The 16443-nt window shown below is 69.3% G+C and carries 16 protein-coding genes; 2 read left to right on the top strand and 14 right to left on the bottom strand.

Annotated features, from left to right (window positions below; all coding sequences use genetic code 11):
* Positions 1-19: 19 nt before the first annotated feature.
* The gene (locus tag B9Y95_RS01060) at positions 20-1234 is read right to left on the bottom strand and encodes an NADP-dependent isocitrate dehydrogenase (RefSeq protein ID WP_079705296.1); all 1215 of its coding nucleotides are present in this window, start codon (positions 1232-1234) and stop codon (positions 20-22) included.
* Positions 1235-1515: 281 nt separating this feature from the next.
* Here B9Y95_RS01060 and B9Y95_RS01055 point away from each other — a divergent pair, with 281 nt between their 5' ends.
* Both B9Y95_RS01055 and B9Y95_RS01050 read left to right on the top strand, forming a co-directional pair.
* Positions 1516-1968: a GNAT family N-acetyltransferase gene (locus tag B9Y95_RS01055; protein WP_085510282.1), complete on the top strand. Its 453-nt coding sequence runs from the start codon at positions 1516-1518 to the stop codon at positions 1966-1968.
* A gap of 4 nt (positions 1969-1972) precedes the next feature.
* Entirely contained in the window at positions 1973-2293 is a 321-nt protein-coding gene (locus B9Y95_RS01050) for an MGMT family protein (protein WP_234993926.1), read from the top strand.
* A gap of 16 nt (positions 2294-2309) precedes the next feature.
* On the opposite strand, the gene B9Y95_RS01045 is transcribed toward B9Y95_RS01050, so the two are convergent.
* The 13 genes from B9Y95_RS01045 to sucC all read right to left on the bottom strand — a co-directional run bounded on the left by B9Y95_RS01045 (position 2310) and on the right by sucC (position 16403).
* Positions 2310-3299 (bottom strand): sensor histidine kinase, encoded by a 990-nt coding sequence (locus B9Y95_RS01045; RefSeq protein ID WP_159453309.1) that lies wholly within the window; start codon positions 3297-3299, stop codon positions 2310-2312.
* 40 nt (positions 3300-3339) lie between these two features.
* Positions 3340-4089: a hypothetical protein gene (locus tag B9Y95_RS20600; RefSeq protein ID WP_159453308.1), complete on the bottom strand. Its 750-nt coding sequence runs from the start codon at positions 4087-4089 to the stop codon at positions 3340-3342.
* On the bottom strand, positions 4082-4759 hold the full coding sequence (locus B9Y95_RS01040; RefSeq protein WP_123539688.1) for a LuxR C-terminal-related transcriptional regulator: 678 nt from the start codon (positions 4757-4759) through the stop codon (positions 4082-4084). Before B9Y95_RS01040 ends, B9Y95_RS20600 begins: the two co-directional genes overlap by 8 nt.
* 94 nt (positions 4760-4853) lie before the next feature.
* Positions 4854-6674, bottom strand: a complete 1821-nt coding sequence (locus B9Y95_RS01035) for an ABC transporter ATP-binding protein (RefSeq protein WP_085510279.1) — start codon at positions 6672-6674, stop codon at positions 4854-4856.
* Positions 6671-8503 carry an ABC transporter ATP-binding protein gene (locus tag B9Y95_RS01030; protein WP_085510278.1) on the bottom strand — a complete coding sequence of 611 codons (1833 nt, stop codon included), beginning with the start codon at positions 8501-8503 and terminating at the stop codon, positions 6671-6673. Before B9Y95_RS01030 ends, B9Y95_RS01035 begins: the two co-directional genes overlap by 4 nt.
* Positions 8504-8656: 153 nt before the next feature.
* Entirely contained in the window at positions 8657-8788 is a 132-nt protein-coding gene (locus B9Y95_RS21070) for a hypothetical protein (RefSeq protein ID WP_268808491.1), read from the bottom strand.
* A gap of 179 nt (positions 8789-8967) precedes the next feature.
* Complete coding sequence (locus tag B9Y95_RS01025; protein ID WP_085511014.1) at positions 8968-9282, bottom strand: hypothetical protein; 315 nt, start codon at positions 9280-9282, stop codon at positions 8968-8970.
* An 88-nt stretch (positions 9283-9370) separates the two neighbouring features.
* Positions 9371-10582, bottom strand: a complete 1212-nt coding sequence (gene ddaH, locus B9Y95_RS01020; RefSeq protein ID WP_085510277.1) for a dimethylargininase — start codon at positions 10580-10582, stop codon at positions 9371-9373.
* Between the two features lie 109 nt (positions 10583-10691).
* Complete coding sequence (purH, locus tag B9Y95_RS01015; protein WP_085510276.1) at positions 10692-12299, bottom strand: bifunctional phosphoribosylaminoimidazolecarboxamide formyltransferase/IMP cyclohydrolase; 1608 nt, start codon at positions 12297-12299, stop codon at positions 10692-10694.
* Positions 12296-12922, bottom strand: a complete 627-nt coding sequence (gene purN, locus B9Y95_RS01010) for a phosphoribosylglycinamide formyltransferase (RefSeq protein WP_085510275.1) — start codon at positions 12920-12922, stop codon at positions 12296-12298. Before purN ends, purH begins: the two co-directional genes overlap by 4 nt.
* A 9-nt stretch (positions 12923-12931) precedes the next feature.
* The gene (locus B9Y95_RS01005; RefSeq protein ID WP_085510274.1) at positions 12932-14209 is read right to left on the bottom strand and encodes a cell division protein PerM; all 1278 of its coding nucleotides are present in this window, start codon (positions 14207-14209) and stop codon (positions 12932-12934) included.
* A gap of 125 nt (positions 14210-14334) precedes the next feature.
* Entirely contained in the window at positions 14335-15225 is an 891-nt protein-coding gene (gene sucD / locus B9Y95_RS01000; protein ID WP_064296653.1) for a succinate--CoA ligase subunit alpha, read from the bottom strand.
* 14 nt (positions 15226-15239) lie between these two features.
* Positions 15240-16403: an ADP-forming succinate--CoA ligase subunit beta gene (gene sucC / locus B9Y95_RS00995; RefSeq protein WP_064296654.1), complete on the bottom strand. Its 1164-nt coding sequence runs from the start codon at positions 16401-16403 to the stop codon at positions 15240-15242.
* Positions 16404-16443 lie beyond the last annotated feature (40 nt).

Raw genomic sequence — 16443 nt, 5'->3', positions numbered from 1 at the left:
GCCGGTCAGGCCGACGTCATCAGGCCAGGCGAGCCTTGAGGTTCGCCGAGATGGTCTCGAGGAACTCCTCGGTCGTCTGGTAGGCCTGGTCGGGGCCGACGAGGAGCGCGAGGTCCTTCGTCATGGCACCGGACTCGACCGTCTTGATGACGACGTCCTCGAGGGTCGCCGCGAACTCGATGAGCTCCTGGTTGCCGTCGAGCACGCCTCGGTGCTGCAGGCCACGGGTCCACGCGAAGATCGAGGCGATCGGGTTCGTCGACGTGGGCTTGCCCTGCTGGTGCTGGCGGTAGTGGCGCGTGACGGTGCCGTGTGCGGCCTCCGCCTCCACGATCTTGCCGTCGGGCGTGGCCAGCACGCTCGTCATGAGGCCGAGCGAGCCGAAGCCCTGCGCCACGGTGTCGGACTGCACGTCGCCGTCGTAGTTCTTGCAGGCCCAGACGTAACCGCCCTCCCACTTCATGGCCGAGGCGACCATGTCGTCGATGAGTCGGTGCTCGTAGGTGATGCCGGCAGCCTCGAACTGCTCCTTGAACTCCGCGTCGAAGATCTCCTGGAAGATGTCCTTGAACCGGCCGTCGTAGGCCTTGAGGATGGTGTTCTTCGTGGAGAGGTACACCGGGTAGTTGCGGTTCAGGCCGTAGTTGAGGCTCGCACGCGCGAAGTCGCGGATCGACGCGTCGAGGTTGTACTGCACCTGTGCGATGCCGTCGCCGGGCGATTGGAAGACCTCGAACTTCTGCGGCTCCGAGCCGTCGTCGGGCGTGAACTCGACCGTGAGCTTGCCCTCACCCTTGAACAGGAAGTCGGTCGCGCGGTACTGGTCGCCGAACGCGTGGCGGCCGATGATGATCGGCTTGTTCCACCCGGGCACGAGACGCGGGATGTTCGAGATGATGATGGGCTCGCGGAAGATGACGCCGCCGAGGATGTTGCGGATGGTACCGTTCGGGCTCCGCCACATCTTCTTGAGACCGAACTCCTCGACACGGGCCTCGTCGGGGGTGATGGTCGCGCACTTGACGCCGACGCCGTGCTTCTGGATGGCGTGTGCGGCGTCGATCGTGATCTGGTCGTCCGTCTCGTCACGCTTCTCGATGCCGAGGTCGTAGTACTCGAGGTTCACATCGAGGTAGGGGTGGATGAGCGAGTCCTTGATGAACTGCCAGATGATGCGAGTCATCTCATCGCCGTCGAGTTCGACGACGGTGCCTTCGACCTTGATCTTCGACACTGGTTGTCCTTTCTGATGCCGCCCTGAGCCGAGCGGCCTACGGAGGTGCGCACGCGGTGGAGTGCTCCGCATGGCATGGAGGAGACCGCATCCGAAAGGTGGACGGCACGGCCATGCCCTAGCTTACAAGACCCGCCAGGTCTCTTGACATCGAGACAGTTGCGGATGGCCTGGTTCCGTCCCAGACCTCAGCTGTGGGTCGGCCGTGGAAGTCGACGGTCACCGCGTGTCGCCCCGGGGCCGGACTATCCGCGGTCGGCTCGACCGGTTAGCCTAAGGACATGGCTGAGCTGCGTCTGGAAGAACTGTCCGCATCGACGATCGTGGCGGTCAACGCGCTCACCATGAAACCCGGGCAGGAGCAGTTCATCGCCCCGGTGTCCTACGCGGTGGCGGCCGCGGTCGTGAACCCCGCCACCTCCTGGCAGCGTGTCATCCTCGACGGCGACGAGGTCGTCGGCTTCATCTCCGCCAACTTCGACCACGAGTCGACGCAGGAGGAGTTCCGCTCCGCCCTGTGGCGCATCAACGTCGACGCCGACGACCAGGGCCGCGGCGTCGGCCGGTTCGCGGTGGCCTCGCTCATCGAGGAAGCCAAGCGGCGCGATTTCGATCACGTCAATGTCATCTACGAGCCCGGCGACCTCGGACCCGAGGCGTTCTTCCTCCGTGTCGGCTTCACCCCCGTCGGTGAGACGCAGTATGGCGAGACCATCGGCAGCATCAGCCTCTGAGGCCGTGAACGGATCGTCACGGACGGACTCGGCTGAGGCGTTCGCCGAGGCCGTGCTGGCCGTCGTCGCCGACATCCCCGAGGGTTGCGCCCTGAGCTACGGCCAGGTCGCGTCGATCCTGGGGTCGAAGTCCGCGCGCGGCGTCGGTCGCGTGATGGCGCAGTACGGCCACGCCGTGCCCTGGTGGCGCGTCGTCCGGTCGGGCGGTCTCCCTCCGACGGGGCACGAGGATCGCGCACTGGAGCACTACGAAGCCGAAGGCACACCGATCGTCCCGATGAGCGGCGGGCGGTACCGTCTGGGCCGTGAGGCGCTGCTGTACTGACGGGCTTCGAGCCCGATCAGCCGGGAAGGTGGATCGCGACGACCGTCCCGGCACCGACCGGGCTCTCGACGCGCATCGTCCCGCCGACGGCGTCGACGCGGTCCGCGAGGCCGCGCAGTCCACTCCCCCGCGCAGGATCGGCACCGCCGACCCCGTCGTCAGCCACGACGACCCTGATCCCGCCGTCGGGGTCGTCGGAGACGACCACCTCGCAGCTGGACGCCCCGGAGTACTTCGTGACGTTGGCCAGGCACTCCGAGACGACGTAGTAGACGGTCGCCTCGATGAGCTGCCCAGGGCGCTCGCGCAGCTCGACGGTGACCTTGGTGACGACGGTGCACCGGCGCCCGAGTTCGGCGATCGCCGGCACCAGTCCGCCCTCGGCCAGGAGCGCCGGATGCAGTCCTCGGGCGAGTTCGCGGAGCTCCTTGATGGCGCTCGCGAGCTGGTCGATGGTGGTCTCGAGGCCGTCGGCCAGGACGACTTGGCCGTCGGCGCGTGCCGCGTCGCTCGCCATCCGGAGCCGCAGCGCGACGGAGAACAGCTGCTGCTGCGAGCCGTCGTGCAGGTCGCGTTCCGCGCGCCGGCGCGCTTCGTCGGCCGCCTGCACGATGCGCAACCGCGACCGGCTCACCTCCCGTAACGAGTGGCGGAGTTCAGCAGTGAGTCGTTCGTTGTCGATCATGATGCGCAGCGACGCCGACACCGACCGGAGCAACTGCGGATTGTCGAGCAGAGCCGCGTCGTGCTCGATGTACACGAGCGGCGCGTCCGCGTCGCCGACGCTCGACATGGCGCGCCCACGTGCGTCCCGGTCGGTCGTCCGCTGCGATCCCGGCCAGACGAGCCGGGCGGTGCGGTCGCCGAGGACGGTCTTCACCGCACCGTCCCAGCGGTCGTGGCCGGTCTCGCTCAGCTGTCCGGTCTGCACGAGGTCGACGGCCCTGGAGCGGATCGTCCGCATCCGGATGAGACCCGTCGCGTACGCGGCAGGAACGAGCACCACCGAGAACGCGTTGAGGTCCTCGACGACGAGCCGGAGGTGCTCAGGCCAACCCCCCCAGGCGGACGAGGGACCACACCACGCCGATGACGAGCCACAACACGAACGCGACCGGCATGATGAAGGCCACCTGTCTGGCCGCTCCGCTGCTCCGTGCCCACCGCAGGAGCACGACACCCGCGACCACGACCGCGAAGGCCCCCATGACTCCCGCATGGACCCGACCGAGCACGTCGGCCACGTCTCCGGCGGCGAGGACGGCGTACCGACTCCGCTCGTGGCTGGCGTCGAGCACGTGGGTCGGCGTCACCAGGAGCGTCACGATCGCATAGGTGACGAGGTACACCGACGCGGTGATGACGAGCCGCCGATCGAAGCCGCGCCGCAGCCGCCCGGCGGGGAAGGCCAGCGCCAGCCATACCAGCGCGACGCCCGGGAGAACGGAGATCGACATGAGGAGCGGCCAGAGCCAGCCCGCGTCGACGCCGTATGCCCACATGTAGGCCGTCTCGGCCAGCGCGTACCCGACGATCACCCAGCCAGGAGTGGCCGTCGGAGCGAGCCACCAGATCAGCCCGGCCGCCACCAGCGCCGCGAGGTGGCCCACCAACCAGGGCAGACCGTTGCCGTCGGCGACGCCCGGCTGGACGACGCCGAACACGACCGACAGGACGCACGCGAGCGCAGCGGCGAGTAGGATGCCGAGTCGCAGCGGCCACGGCAGTCGACCGCGGCCGGCAGGTGCCGGGATCGGCAGCGACGTCGCCCGTCCGTGTGGGCGACCGTCAGCCATCCGTGTGTTCCAGCCATCGCACGACCGCGAGGACGCGGCGGTGGTCCGCCGGTGAGTCCTCGAGTCCGAGCTTGGCCAGGATGCGGCTGATGTGTGCTTCGACGGTCTTGAGACTGACGACCAGCGCCTTCGCGATGCCGGAGTTCGACCGTCCCTCGGCCATGAGTGTGAGGACTTCGCGTTCCCGCTCCGTGAGGTGGTCGAGCCCGTCGGACCGGGTCCGCTCCGCGACGAGCAGGGAGACGACCTCGGGATCCACGACGGACTCACCTGCCGCCACGCGCTCCACGGCGTCGACGAGCGTTCCGGAGTCGGCGACGCGATCCTTCAGCAGGTAACCGGTACCGCCACCGGAGCCGAGCGCGCGGACCGCGTAGGACGGCACGGCGTAGGTGCTCAGCAGGAGCACCCCGGCGGCGAAGCCCGACGCCCGCAACTGCTCGAGGGCGACGATGCCCTCGTCGGTGTGGGTGGGCGGCATCCGGATGTCGAGCACGACGGCGTCGAGCTGGAGCCCCGCATCGATGCGATCGACCAGGTCGACCGCCGAGCCGAACGATCCGACCACGTCGTGACCACCCGCCTTGAGGATCTGCGCGACACCCTCGCGGAGGAGCACCGCATCGTCCGCGACGGCGACTCGCAGCGAACGCGGTTCCAGACTGGTCATCCGCTCATTGTGGCAGGTCGACGAGACGAGGTGTAGTGCCCACGGGGTCACTCCGTCACCGGAGGACCCCGTGGACACGCCAACGTGGTGCGGGTCAGCCGACCGAGGACCGCCAGGCCGCGTGCATCGCAGCGAACCGCCCCGTCCCGCCGATGAGCTCCGCGGGCGCGCCGTCCTCGATCACCCGGCCGTGCTCCATCACGAGCACCCGGTCGGCGATCGCGACGGTCGACAACCGGTGCGCGATGATGATCGCGGTGCGGTCCGCGAGCAGGGTCTGCAGCGCCTCCTGGACGAGTCGCTCGCTCGGGATGTCGAGCGAGGCGGTCGCTTCGTCGAGGATCAGCACGGCCGGATCCGCGAGGAAGGCCCGTGCGAACGACAAGAGCTGCCGCTGGCCGGCCGAGACCCGACCACCGCGCTTGTTCACGTCGGTGTCGTAGCCGTTCGGCAACGCCTCGATGAAGGTGTGCGCGCCGACGGCCTTCGCGGCAGCCGTGATCTCCTCGATCGTCGCGTCGGGCTTCCCCAACGCGATGTTGTCGGCGACCGAGCCGGAGAACAGGTAGGCCTCCTGCGTCACCATGACGATCGCCCGACGGAGGTCCTTCGGGTGCAGGTCGCGCAGGTCGATGCCGTCGAGGCGCACCGCACCGTCGGTCGGGTCGTAGAACCGACTGATGAGCTTCGCGAGCGTGGACTTGCCCGCGCCGGTCGTACCGACGAGCGCGATGGTCTGCCCGGCCGGGATCTCGAGGTCGAACTTCGGGAGCACCACCCGATCGGCGGCGTACGCGAACGTCACATCGTCGAAGGTGATGCGCCCCTGTGACGTCCACAGGTCGACCGGCGCCACCGGGTCTGGCACCCCGGGACGCTCCTCCAGCACGCCGGAGATCTTCTCGAGCGCCGCAGCGGCCGACTGGTAGGAGTTGTAGAACATCGCCATCTCCTCCATCGGGTCGAAGAATCGACGCGTGTAGAGGAGCGCCGCGAGCAGCGCTCCGATCGCGAGCTGTCCATCCGCGACCCGGAACCCGCCGACGAGGAGCACCACGGCGACGGAGACGTTGCCGATGAACACCAGTCCGGGATCGAACACCCCGAACAGCTGGATGACCCGGGCGTTGGTGTCGCGGTACTGCTCCACGAGCTCGCCGAACGCGCGCTCGTTCCGCCGCTCCTTCCGGAACGCCTTCACGGCACGGATGCCGGTCATCGCCTCCACGAAGAACACGATGAGCTTCGCCGAACGGACCCGCGACTCGCGGAACATCCGCTGCGAGCGGAGCTGGAACCAGCGGGTGAGCACGAACAGCGGGATGAGCGAACCGAGCAGCACCAGACCGCTGACCCAGTCCACCAGGACGAGGGCCACGGCGGTGAACCCCATGTACAGCACGCCGGACACGAGCTGGTTGATGCCGGAGTCGAGCAGCTCACGGATGGAGTCGAGGTCGCTCGTCTGCCGGGAGATGATGCGACCCGAGGTGTAGCTCTCGTGGAAGTCGAGGCTGAGCCGCTGCGTCTGCAGGAACACGCGCTTCCGGAGGTCGATCAGGATCGCCTGGCTGATCCGTGCCGCGAGCACGGTGTACCAGGAGATGAGCGTCGCTCCGAGCGCACCGGTCAGCAGGTACGCGCCGACCACGAGGAAGGCCGGCATCCAGTCGGCGCGTTCCAGGACGGCCGGGAGGGCGCGGTCGATGCCGAGGGCGATCAGCGCGGGCCCGGCGACCTGGGCGGCGGTCGACACCACGACGATGGTCATCGCGGCGATGACGCGCAGCCGCAGGGGCGCGAGCAGCGATCCGAGCAGACGCAGCGAGCGTCGCCGGATGTGCGCGGACTCGTCACTGGTGAGGTCGTCGCGCTCCTCACCCTCCACTCCGTGGACGGTCGTCGGCGGGGTCACAGGTTCACCTCCTGGCGGTTGGTCTCTCGTTCGTCGTCTTCCAGACTCGAGATCACGTAGCGGTAATGGGCGTTGTGCTGCAGCAGCTCGGTGTGGCGACCGACCGCGGTGATGCGACCGTCCTCCAGGAGGGCGACGCGGTCCGCGAGGGTGACGGTGCTCGGTCGGTGGGCGACGATCAGGGCCGTGGTCGAGGCGAGCACTCGGCGGAGCGCCGCCTCGACGAGCGCCTCGGTGTCGACGTCGAGCGCCGACAACGGGTCGTCCAGCACCAGCACCTCCGGCCGGGCGGCCACCGCGCGGGCGAGTGCGAGCCGCTGACGCTGCCCACCGGACAGGCTGAGTCCCTCCTCACCCACCATCGTCTCGACGCCGTTCGGCAGTTCGTCGACGAACCCGGCCTGGGCGATGTCGAGCGCCTCACGCAGGATCCGATCGGCCTCCACGGACTCGAGGTCGATGTCGTCCCGCCCGAGGAGGACGTTCTCCTTGACGCTCGCCGAGAAGAGGGTCGCATCCTCGAACGCCATCGCGATGTGCCGGCGCAGGTCCTCCCGGGTGAGCGCCCGGATGTCGACCCCGTCGAGCAGGATCCGCCCACCCGTGACGTCGTACAGGCGGGTGGTCAGTGCCGTGATGGTCGACTTCCCGGACCCTGTCAGACCGACGAGTGCCATGGTCTCCCCCGGCTCGAGCCGGAGGTCGACGCCGTTCACCACGTCCGCATAGCGGTCGGGTGCGTCCTGGTAGCGGAAGTGCACGTCCTCGAACACGAGCTCACCGCGCGGCTCACGGATGTGCTCCGGGTGCTCGGGGTCGGTGATCGTGTTGACCGAGTCGATGACCTCGAAATACCGGTCGGTCGCCGTGCGGGTGTCGAAGGTCATCGCGAGTAGGAAGCCGATCGACTCGATCGGGAACCGCAGGATCGTGGCCGTCGCGAAGAAGGCGAACAGCTGACCGACGGTGAGTTCGCCGATCGACGCGAGCCAGACCCCCGCCAACAGGCAGAGCGCGAAGGCGACGTCCGGCAACAGGACGAGCCAGAACCAGATCCCCGCGATGGCCTTGGCCTTCTCGATCTCGGTGCCCCGTAGGTCTTCGGCGCGCGACGCGAAGCTCCGCAGGGCGTGCTTGCCTCGACCGAACGCCTTGAGCACCCGGATGCCGTGGACGGACTCCTCGACGGCGGTCGCCAGGTCGCCGGCCTGGTCCTGGCTGCGCCGGGCGATCACCGAGTACCGCCCCTCGAAGGTGAACCCGAACACCCACACGGGGATGGCGAGCGCGATGAAGATGAGCCCGAGCAGCCAGTTCCAGGTGAACAGGATGACGGCACCGATGACGATCGTGACGCCGTTGACGATCAGGAGCACGAAGCCGAACGAGATCCAGCGGCGGATGAGTCCGAGGTCGCTGACGGCGCGGGAGAGCAGCTGCCCGCTCTGCCAGCGGTCGTGGAAGGTCACGGGGAGGTCCTGCAGCTTGGCGAACAGCGCATTGCGCATCCGCGCCTCGACGTGCGTCCCAGGAGTCAGGACGAACCAGCGGCGCAGCGCGATCATGACCGCCTCGAGGACGCCGAGCGCGAGGACCACGAGCACCGCCGGCCAGATCTGCGAGGAGTCGCCGGTCGAGAGCGGACCGTCGACGAGGGCCTGCAGCACGAGCGGGATCGCGAGGGCCACCAGGCCGGCGACGAGCGCGGCGACCATGCCGAGCACGATCCGCGGCATGGCCGTCTTCGCGAACGGGTAGATCCGCATCAGGGCACGGAAGGTGCTCTGACGCGGTTGGACAGGACGGCGTTCATCGCCGAGCGGAGTCATTGCGGGGATTCCTTGCGAGAGTGTCGGTGACGTCGATCACCGACGGAATGATGGTCGTGGAACAGCCGGAGGGCGAGGTCGCAGTGCGAGGTCGCAGCATCCGGTGACGGGCCCGGACGAGGCCGGACGGATGGAGAGGTGGACTGCCTGGCGCTAGTGCGATGCGTCGGCGTCCGCTGCGGCGGCGCGTCCGGCTGGCGGCGGGACGGCCACAGGGCGGCGGCTCGAGGCGGAGCGGGCACGATCGACCGTCGGCGCGAGCGCGGTGTGGTTCGAGAGCGTCATGGCATCCTCCTCATCCTGTGGGGCGAGAGCCGCGGGCCGGGTGCACAGGTCGCACTCGAACGCGGACGGCGACCGATCACGGTGAACGAGGTTCGGCGCAGCAGACCAGACTATGGGAATCGGCCGTCAGGCTGCAAGGGATCCATGCGGTTGCACGCACCGGCCGAATGGACTCGTCGTCAGGAGGTCGGTTCGTCGACGATGCCGACGAAGGCCCCGATCCCGTCGACCTCGCGCCGACGGGCGCCCTCAGGCACCGGAGGCAGCTCGTCCGCGCCGTGCCACGAGCAGCTCACCATCGAGAACTCCGGCCACCACTTCTTCGGGCGGAGCGTCTCACGGGTGCCGCAGATCGTGCACTGCAACTCCACCCAGACCGGCCGTTTCCCGGTCCGGTTCGCGCGGGACTGCACGTACCAGGCCGGCGGGTCGGCCAGGAACGCCGCCAACTGGTCCGCCGACCAGAACGGCGGGATCCCGTGGTGTCTGGCCATCTCGAGCGGGATGTCCAATCGCTGTGCGACGGTCCTCCGGCTCAGATCCCGACCGCCGCGCGCTCCAGCCTGCTGCTCCACGATCGGCTCAGCTGACCCGCACGGACAGGCAGGTCACGCAGCCCTCGAGCTTCTCGAACTCGCTGATGTCCACCTGGACCACGGTGTAGCCGCGGTCCTCGAGCAGCGCGGCCGTCTGGGGAGCGGCTGCGGAGATGAGCACGGTGTCCTCCGCGAGTTCGACCACAGCGACGCCCTCACGCTCGGGCACGACGAGGTGGCGACCGAAGAAGGACGGGTCCTCGACGAGGTCGGGGTGGACGAGCACGGTCCCGTCGGGAAGCGCGGTGACCGTCGACTTCAGGTGGAGGGCCGTCGTGACGGGGACCGCCACGACGTCGAACCCGAGCGGCGCGAGGATGGCTCGGAGCTGCCGGACGCCTTCGGCGTTGGTGCGGCCGCTGCGACCGACGTAGACGGTCGTGCCGACCCGGAGGACGTCGCCACCCTCGAGGGTGCCTTCGCCGTCGATCCGGTGGATCCGGAGGCCGAGCTCACGGGCGGTGGTCTCGGCGGCGACGACCTCGGGGCGACGGCTCTCGGCGCCCGGACGGGTCACCACGGCGACGTCGCCGATCACGATGACGGCGTCCTCGATGAAGACGGAGTCGGCGAGCTGGTCGGCCCAGGAGACCTCGGTGGTGTCCCAGCCGGCGGCGTCGAACGCTGCGACGTACGCGTCCCACTGCTTGTCGGCGAGTTCGGTGTCGATCGGCGTGCGCTCCAGGTGCGTCACGAGGCCTTCAGCGAGGTTGGAGGCGGGCATCCGCACGAGTGCGATCCGGCGTCCGTCGTCGAGCACGGCGTCCTGCGTGCGGACGACCATCCAGTACACGGGGTATCCGATGAAGGCAGCGGAGAGCGCGACGACGACCACGAAGACGAGGTTGAGGCTGATGAGCGTCGCGACGATGCTGCCGAGCACGGTGCTGTCGATGGGCTGCCCCGTCGTCGCCACCTGGACGATGAGTCCGAGGAGCGCTCCGATGACGGCGAGGGCGGCGCCGCCCAACAGGGCGAGGAGTCGGTACCGGTAGAGGCCGACGACGCCCACGATCAGCAGCAGCACGAACGTGATGATCGTGCTCTCGAAGAAGTACGGGCTCGCCTGGGCGAAGATCGTCCCGGCGAACTGGTAGCCGACGAACGTGACGAACATGACCCCCAGGAAGCCCACGACGATGGTCGCGACGGCGGCGGCGGCGGATGCGATGAGCTTGCGGCTCCAGGTGGCGGTCATCAGACAACCGTAGCTCAACGAAACAGCGGCGTCAGGCCACGAGGGCCCGACGCCGCTGGGAGATCACCACGAGCCTGCCCAGAACCCCCACAGGGGCGGACGGCACGGCCTAGTGGAAGAAGTGACGCTCCCCCGTGAAGTACATGGTCACGCCGGCCGCTTCGGCCGCAGCGATGACCTCTTCGTCGCGGACGGAACCTCCGGGCTGCACGACCGCGCGCACGCCGGCGTCGAGCAGGACCTGCAGGCCGTCGGCGAACGGGAAGAAGGCGTCCGAGGCCGCGACGGAACCCGCGGCGCGGTCACCGGCTCGGCTCACGGCGAGGTGGCAGGAGTCGACGCGGTTGACCTGACCCATGCCGACACCCACGCTCGCACTGCCCTTCGCGAGCAGGATGCCGTTCGACTTCACCGAGCGGCACGCCTTCCACGCGAAGATGAGGTCGAGCAGGGTGTCGTCGTCGGCCGGTTCGCCCGTGACGAGCGTCCAGCCCTTGGCGGTGTCCTGCGGGTCGTCGGCGAAGCGGTCCGCGTCCTGGAAGAGCAGGCCACCCGAGATCTGCCGGACCTCGCGGTCCTCGCGCACGAAGTCCTCCGGCAGCTGCAGGAGCCGCAGGTTCTTCTTCGTCTTGAGCACCTCGAGCGCGGCGTCCTCGAAGCCCGGGGCGACGAGCACCTCGGTGAAGATCTCCTTGACCGTCTCGGCCATGCCGAGGGTCACGACGCGGTTGGCGGCGATGACGCCACCGAAGGCGGAGACCGGGTCGCACTCGTGCGCCCGACGGTGGGCCGAGGCGATCGGGTCGGGTGCTTTCGGGTTCGCGAAGGCGATACCGCACGGGTTCGCGTGCTTGATGATCGCGACGGCGGGGTTGGCGAAGTCGTAGGCCGCGCGGACCGCCGCGTCGGCGTCGACGTAGTTGTTGTACGACATCTCCTTGCCGTGCAACTGCGTCGCCTGGGCGATCCCGGCACCACCCGGACGGACGTACAGCGCCGCGGCCTGGTGCGAGTTCTCGCCGTAGCGCAGCACCGCCTCGCGACGACCGGTGACGGTCAGCGTGCTGGGGAAGGCGTCCGCCTCGGTCGTCTCCGTGCTCGCGAACCACGCGGACACCGCCGCGTCGTACGAGGCGGTGTGGTCGAAGGCCTGCGCGGCGAGCGAGCGACGCTGAGCGAGCGTGGTGCCGCCGGCGGCGACGGCCTCGGTGATCAGCCCATAGCGCTCGGGCGAGACGACGATCGCGACGTTGGCGTGGTTCTTCGCCGAGGCGCGCACCATCGCCGGTCCACCGATGTCGATCTGCTCGACGACGTCGTCACCGGCGGCACCGCTCGCGACCGTCTCGACGAAGGGGTACAGGTTCACGACGACGAGCTGGAACGGCTCGATACCGAGCTCGGCGAGCTGGGCTTCGTGGGACTCGAGCCGCAGGTCGGCGAGGAGTCCCGCGTGCACCGAGGGGTGCAGGGTCTTGACGCGACCGTCGAGCGACTCGGGGAAGCCGGTGACCTCGGCCACGTCGGTCACCGTGTGGCCCGCACCGCGGATGGTCGCCGCGGTGGATCCGGTGGAGACGATCTCGACGCCCGCTGCGGCGAGTGCGCCGGCGAGCTCGAGCAGCCCGGTCTTGTCGCTGACCGAGATCAGCGCCCGGCGGACGGGGACGAGGTCGCGTTCGCGGTAGAGGCTGTGGTCGTGGCTGGGACCGCTCATGACTGGGGTGCTCCTTCTGCTGGCGGGCGGGACGCCGTGGAGAGCGCCTCGAGGTCGATGGTTCCGGTGGCGAGGTCGCGGACGGCCTGGACGAGGAGTCGACGCTCCACCGGCTTGATCCGCTCGTGGAGGCTGTGCTCCGTGTCTTCGGGCAGGACGGGGACGCGCTCCTGCGAGATGATCGGTCCCGCGTCGACGCCGTTGTCGACGACGATGATCGATGCCCCGGTCTGCGAGGCGCCTGCCGCCAGCGCGTCCCGGACGCCGTGCGCTCCCGGGAACTCGGGGAGGTACGCGGGGTGCGTGTTGATGATGCGCGGCGAGAGGGCGTCGACGACGACGGGCGGGAGGAGGCGCATGAGGCCACTGAGGACGAGGACGTCCGGGTTCCAGACCCGGATCTGTTCGAGGAGCGCCGCGCCCCATTCCGCCCGCGAGTCGAAGGACGAGTAGGGGACGGTGAACGACGGGATGCCGAACTCCTCGGCGTGAGCGAGGCCGTCAGCCTCCCGATCGGCACCGACGGCGATGACGCGAGCGGGGAAATCCGCGTCGCGTGAGGCTTCGAGGAGGGCGCGGAGGTTGGATCCGCCACCGGAGATCAGCACGACGAGTGACAGCACCAGAGCATCCTATCGGTCGCGGGCACCCCGGCCGCTCGGCTGGGCGTGCAGCTCCGGGAGGCGGTCCTCCTCGGCGAGATGCGTCGGACCGGCCGCCATGCCGACCACGGCCGCGATCCCGACCGTCAGCGTGGTCCACAGGCCCGTCGCCCAACCGTTCGGGCCGACCTCGATGAGACGACCTGGGCCTGCCGCGCCCGCCGAGAGGGCGGCGAGGACACCGACGATGATGCCCGCGGTGACCCCGACGCCGAGACCGACGACCGCTAGCCGTGCGAGCCCGCCACGCCCGTCGAGGTCGACGAGCAGACGACGGCGCAGCACCACGGCAGCGGCGAATCCGATGACGACGGGGACCACGAGGACCGCGAACCCGAGCGGGCTCTCCCCCGTCGGGATGGCACCGAGGACCGGCACGGCCGGCACGGGCCCGACGAGCGTGCCGATCGGCGAGATCGCTGTGCCGCTCCCGATGGCGAAGCCCGCGCCGGTGATCCAGCTCACGGCCCAGATCACGAGGTTCGGGAGGTACAGGAGTTCGGCGCCGGTGACGATGGCACCACCCAGGACTCCGAACTGCGCGCTCTCGTGCAGGGAGATGATGGCGCCGTAGCCGACGGCGATGAGGACGGCGGTCAGGACCGCGGAGACCGCCACGAGTCCGGTGGCGGCGAGTGCTCCACCACGAAGGGCCGCGACGACCATCGCCCAGGTCCCGTCCGGCATCCGGTCTCGCATCGCGCGGAGTCCGTCGAGGATCGGATCGGCCGCGTCCTGCTCACGGAACCGGACCCACAGCGCGGCGACCACGACCCCGCCTGCGAAGCGCACGGTCGGCGCGAGGGTCCCCTGGACGATCGAGGGACGCACCGCCGGGTGGAGGGCGGTGAGGGTCACGAGGAAGGACAGCAGGGCGAACACGAGCACCGACAGCACGACGGCCCCCTGCCACCAGGTGCTGCGCGCCGCGCGGGCTCCGGTACGCAGGCCGAACAGGACCGTGCCGATCGTGAAGGCGAGGGGCGCCAGGGAGACGAGGAACGGCTCCATCCCGGCGGGCAGCCCGAGCTGGGTGACGAGGGCCGTGTCGAGGGTGATGCGCATGCTCGAGCCGTTGCCGAGCGCCCAGATGTCGACGGCCCCACGCCAGAGCGCGGCCGGGTCGACGTCCAACTGGAAGTGCAGGGCCCACAGGGCGAGGAGTGGGACGAGTGCGACACCGATGCCGATGGCCACGGCGAGGGTGGCATCGAGGGCGGCGAGGAGGGCGACGGTCAGACGGTTCATGCGTCTTCGACCCTACCTGGAGCCGCGCGCGCGGACGGTCAGGCACACGGCGTGCGTGGGCCGAAACGCCACGACGCGACGCCCGATCCGGGCGCCGCGTCGTGGTCGCAGTCGAGCTGCAGGTGTTACAGCGAGGCGATGATCTCGCGCATGAGGTCGGCGGTCTCGCTCGGCGTCTTGCCGACCTTGACGCCGGCGGCCTCGAGGGCCTCCTTCTTCGCCTGCGCGGTGCCCGCGGAGCCCGAGACGATCGCGCCGGCGTGGCCCATCGTCTTGCCCTCGGGCGCGGTGAAGCCCGCGACGTAGCCGACGACCGGCTTCGTGACGTTCGCCTTGATGAAGTCGGCCGCGCGCTCCTCGGCGTCGCCACCGATCTCACCGATCATGACGATGGCCTTGGTCTCGGGGTCTGCCTCGAACGCGGCGAGCGCGTCGATGTGCGTCGTGCCGATGATCGGGTCGCCGCCGATGCCGATCGCCGTCGAGAAACCGATCTCGCGCAGCTCGTACATCATCTGGTACGTGAGGGTTCCCGACTTCGACACGAGGCCGATGGGGCCCTTGCCGGCGATGTTCGCCGGCGTGATGCCGACGAGGGATTCGCCAGGCGTGATGATGCCGGGGCAGTTGGGGCCGATGATGCGGGTCTTCGAGCCCTTCGACTGGGCGTAGGCCCAGAACTCCGCGGAGTCGCCGACCGGCACACCCTCGGTGATGATGACGAGCAGCGGGATCTCGGCGTCGATGGCCTCGATCACCGCGTCCTTCGTGAATGCCGGGGGCACGAAGGCGATCGACACGTCTGCGCCGGTCTCCTTGATGGCCTCGGCGACCGTGCCGAACACGGGAAGCTCGACGCCGCCGTCGTGGGTGACGGTCGTGCCGGCCTTGCGAGCGTTGACGCCACCGACGACCTGGGTGCCGGCCTTCAGCATGAGCGCCGTGTGCTTGGTGCCCTCGCCGCCGGTGATGCCCTGGACGATGACCTTGGAGTCCTTGTTGAGGAAGATTGACATGCTTGTGCGATCCCTTACTTCGAAGCCAGCTCGGCGGCCTTGTCGGCGCCTTCGTCCATGGTTGCGGCGAGCGTGATGAGCGGGTGCGCGGCGGCGGCGAGGATCTCGCGGCCTTCCGCGACCTTGTTGCCGTCGAGGCGGACCACGAGCGGCTTCGTCGCTGCGTCACCGAGGATCTCGAGCGCCTTCACGATGCCGTTCGCGACCGCGTCGCAGGCCGTGATACCGCCGAAGACGTTGACGAACACGCTCTTCACCTGGGCGTCGCCGAGGATGACGTCGAGGCCAGCGGCCATGACCTCGGCCGAGGCGCCGCCGCCGATGTCGAGGAAGTTGGCCGGCTTCACGCCGCCGTGCTGCTCGCCCGCGTAGGCGACGACGTCGAGCGTCGACATGACGAGCCCAGCGCCGTTGCCGATGATGCCGACCTCGCCGTCGAGCTTGACGTAGTTGAGGTCGTTCTCCTTGGCCTTGAGCTCCAGGGGGTCCTCGGCTGCGGTGTCTTCGAGTTCGGCGTGGTTCGGGTGGCGGAAGGCGGCGTTCTCGTCGAGCGAGACCTTGCCGTCGAGGGCGACGATGCGCCCCTCCTCCGTGAGGACGAGCGGGTTGACCTCGACGAGCGTCGCGTCCTCACCCTTGTAGACGTCGTAGAGCTTCACGAAGACGTCGGAGACCTGGTCGACGAGCTCCTCGGGGAAGTTCGCAGCCTTCGCGATCTCGACCGCGGCCGCCTTGTCGACACCGGTGAGCGGGTTCACCTCGATGCGCGCGAGCGCCTCGGGCTTCTCGACCGCGAGCTGCTCGATCTCCATGCCGCCCTCGACGCTCGTGAGCGACAGGTAGGACCGGTTGGCGCGGTCGAGCAGCACCGAGAAGTAGAACTCCTGGGCGATGCGTGCGCCGGCCGCGACCATCACGCGCTTGACGACGTGACCCTTGATGTCGAGTCCGAGGATGGACTTCGCCGCCTCGTAGGCCTCGTCGGGGGTCTTGGCGACCTTGACGCCGCCGGCCTTGCCGCGGCCTCCGACCTTCACCTGCGCCTTCACGACGACCACGCCGCCGAGACGCTCGGCCGCGGCCCGCACCTCGTCCGGGGTGTCGGCGATGATGCCGGCGAGGACCGGCACCTCGTACTGCTCGAACAGGTCTCGTGCCTGATACTCGTAAAGATCCACGTGTCATTCCCATCCGCGCTTCGCGCGTTCTGCTGTGATT

Source organism: Plantibacter flavus (assembly GCF_900177615.1).
Classification (GTDB): domain Bacteria; phylum Actinomycetota; class Actinomycetes; order Actinomycetales; family Microbacteriaceae; genus Plantibacter; species Plantibacter flavus.
This window is presented reverse-complemented; position numbering and strand designations above follow the sequence as displayed.

Excerpts from the sequence above, each read along its gene's own strand:
- purH (WP_085510276.1), bottom strand. The coding sequence starts at position 12,299 with ATGAGCGGTCCCAGCCACGACCACAGCCTCTACCGCGAACGCGACCTC.
- B9Y95_RS01040 (WP_123539688.1), bottom strand. The coding sequence starts at position 4,759 with ATGACCAGTCTGGAACCGCGTTCGCTGCGAGTCGCCGTCGCGGACGAT.
- sucD (WP_064296653.1), bottom strand. The coding sequence starts at position 15,225 with ATGTCAATCTTCCTCAACAAGGACTCCAAGGTCATCGTCCAGGGCATC.
- ddaH (WP_085510277.1), bottom strand. The coding sequence starts at position 10,582 with ATGACCGCCACCTGGAGCCGCAAGCTCATCGCATCCGCCGCCGCCGCC.
- B9Y95_RS01030 (WP_085510278.1), bottom strand. The coding sequence starts at position 8,503 with ATGACTCCGCTCGGCGATGAACGCCGTCCTGTCCAACCGCGTCAGAGC.
- B9Y95_RS21070 (WP_268808491.1), bottom strand. The coding sequence starts at position 8,788 with ATGACGCTCTCGAACCACACCGCGCTCGCGCCGACGGTCGATCGTGCC.
- B9Y95_RS20600 (WP_159453308.1), bottom strand. The coding sequence starts at position 4,089 with ATGGCTGACGGTCGCCCACACGGACGGGCGACGTCGCTGCCGATCCCG.
- B9Y95_RS01025 (WP_085511014.1), bottom strand. The coding sequence starts at position 9,282 with ATGGCCAGACACCACGGGATCCCGCCGTTCTGGTCGGCGGACCAGTTG.
- B9Y95_RS01005 (WP_085510274.1), bottom strand. The coding sequence starts at position 14,209 with ATGAACCGTCTGACCGTCGCCCTCCTCGCCGCCCTCGATGCCACCCTC.
- B9Y95_RS01055 (WP_085510282.1), top strand. The coding sequence starts at position 1,516 with ATGGCTGAGCTGCGTCTGGAAGAACTGTCCGCATCGACGATCGTGGCG.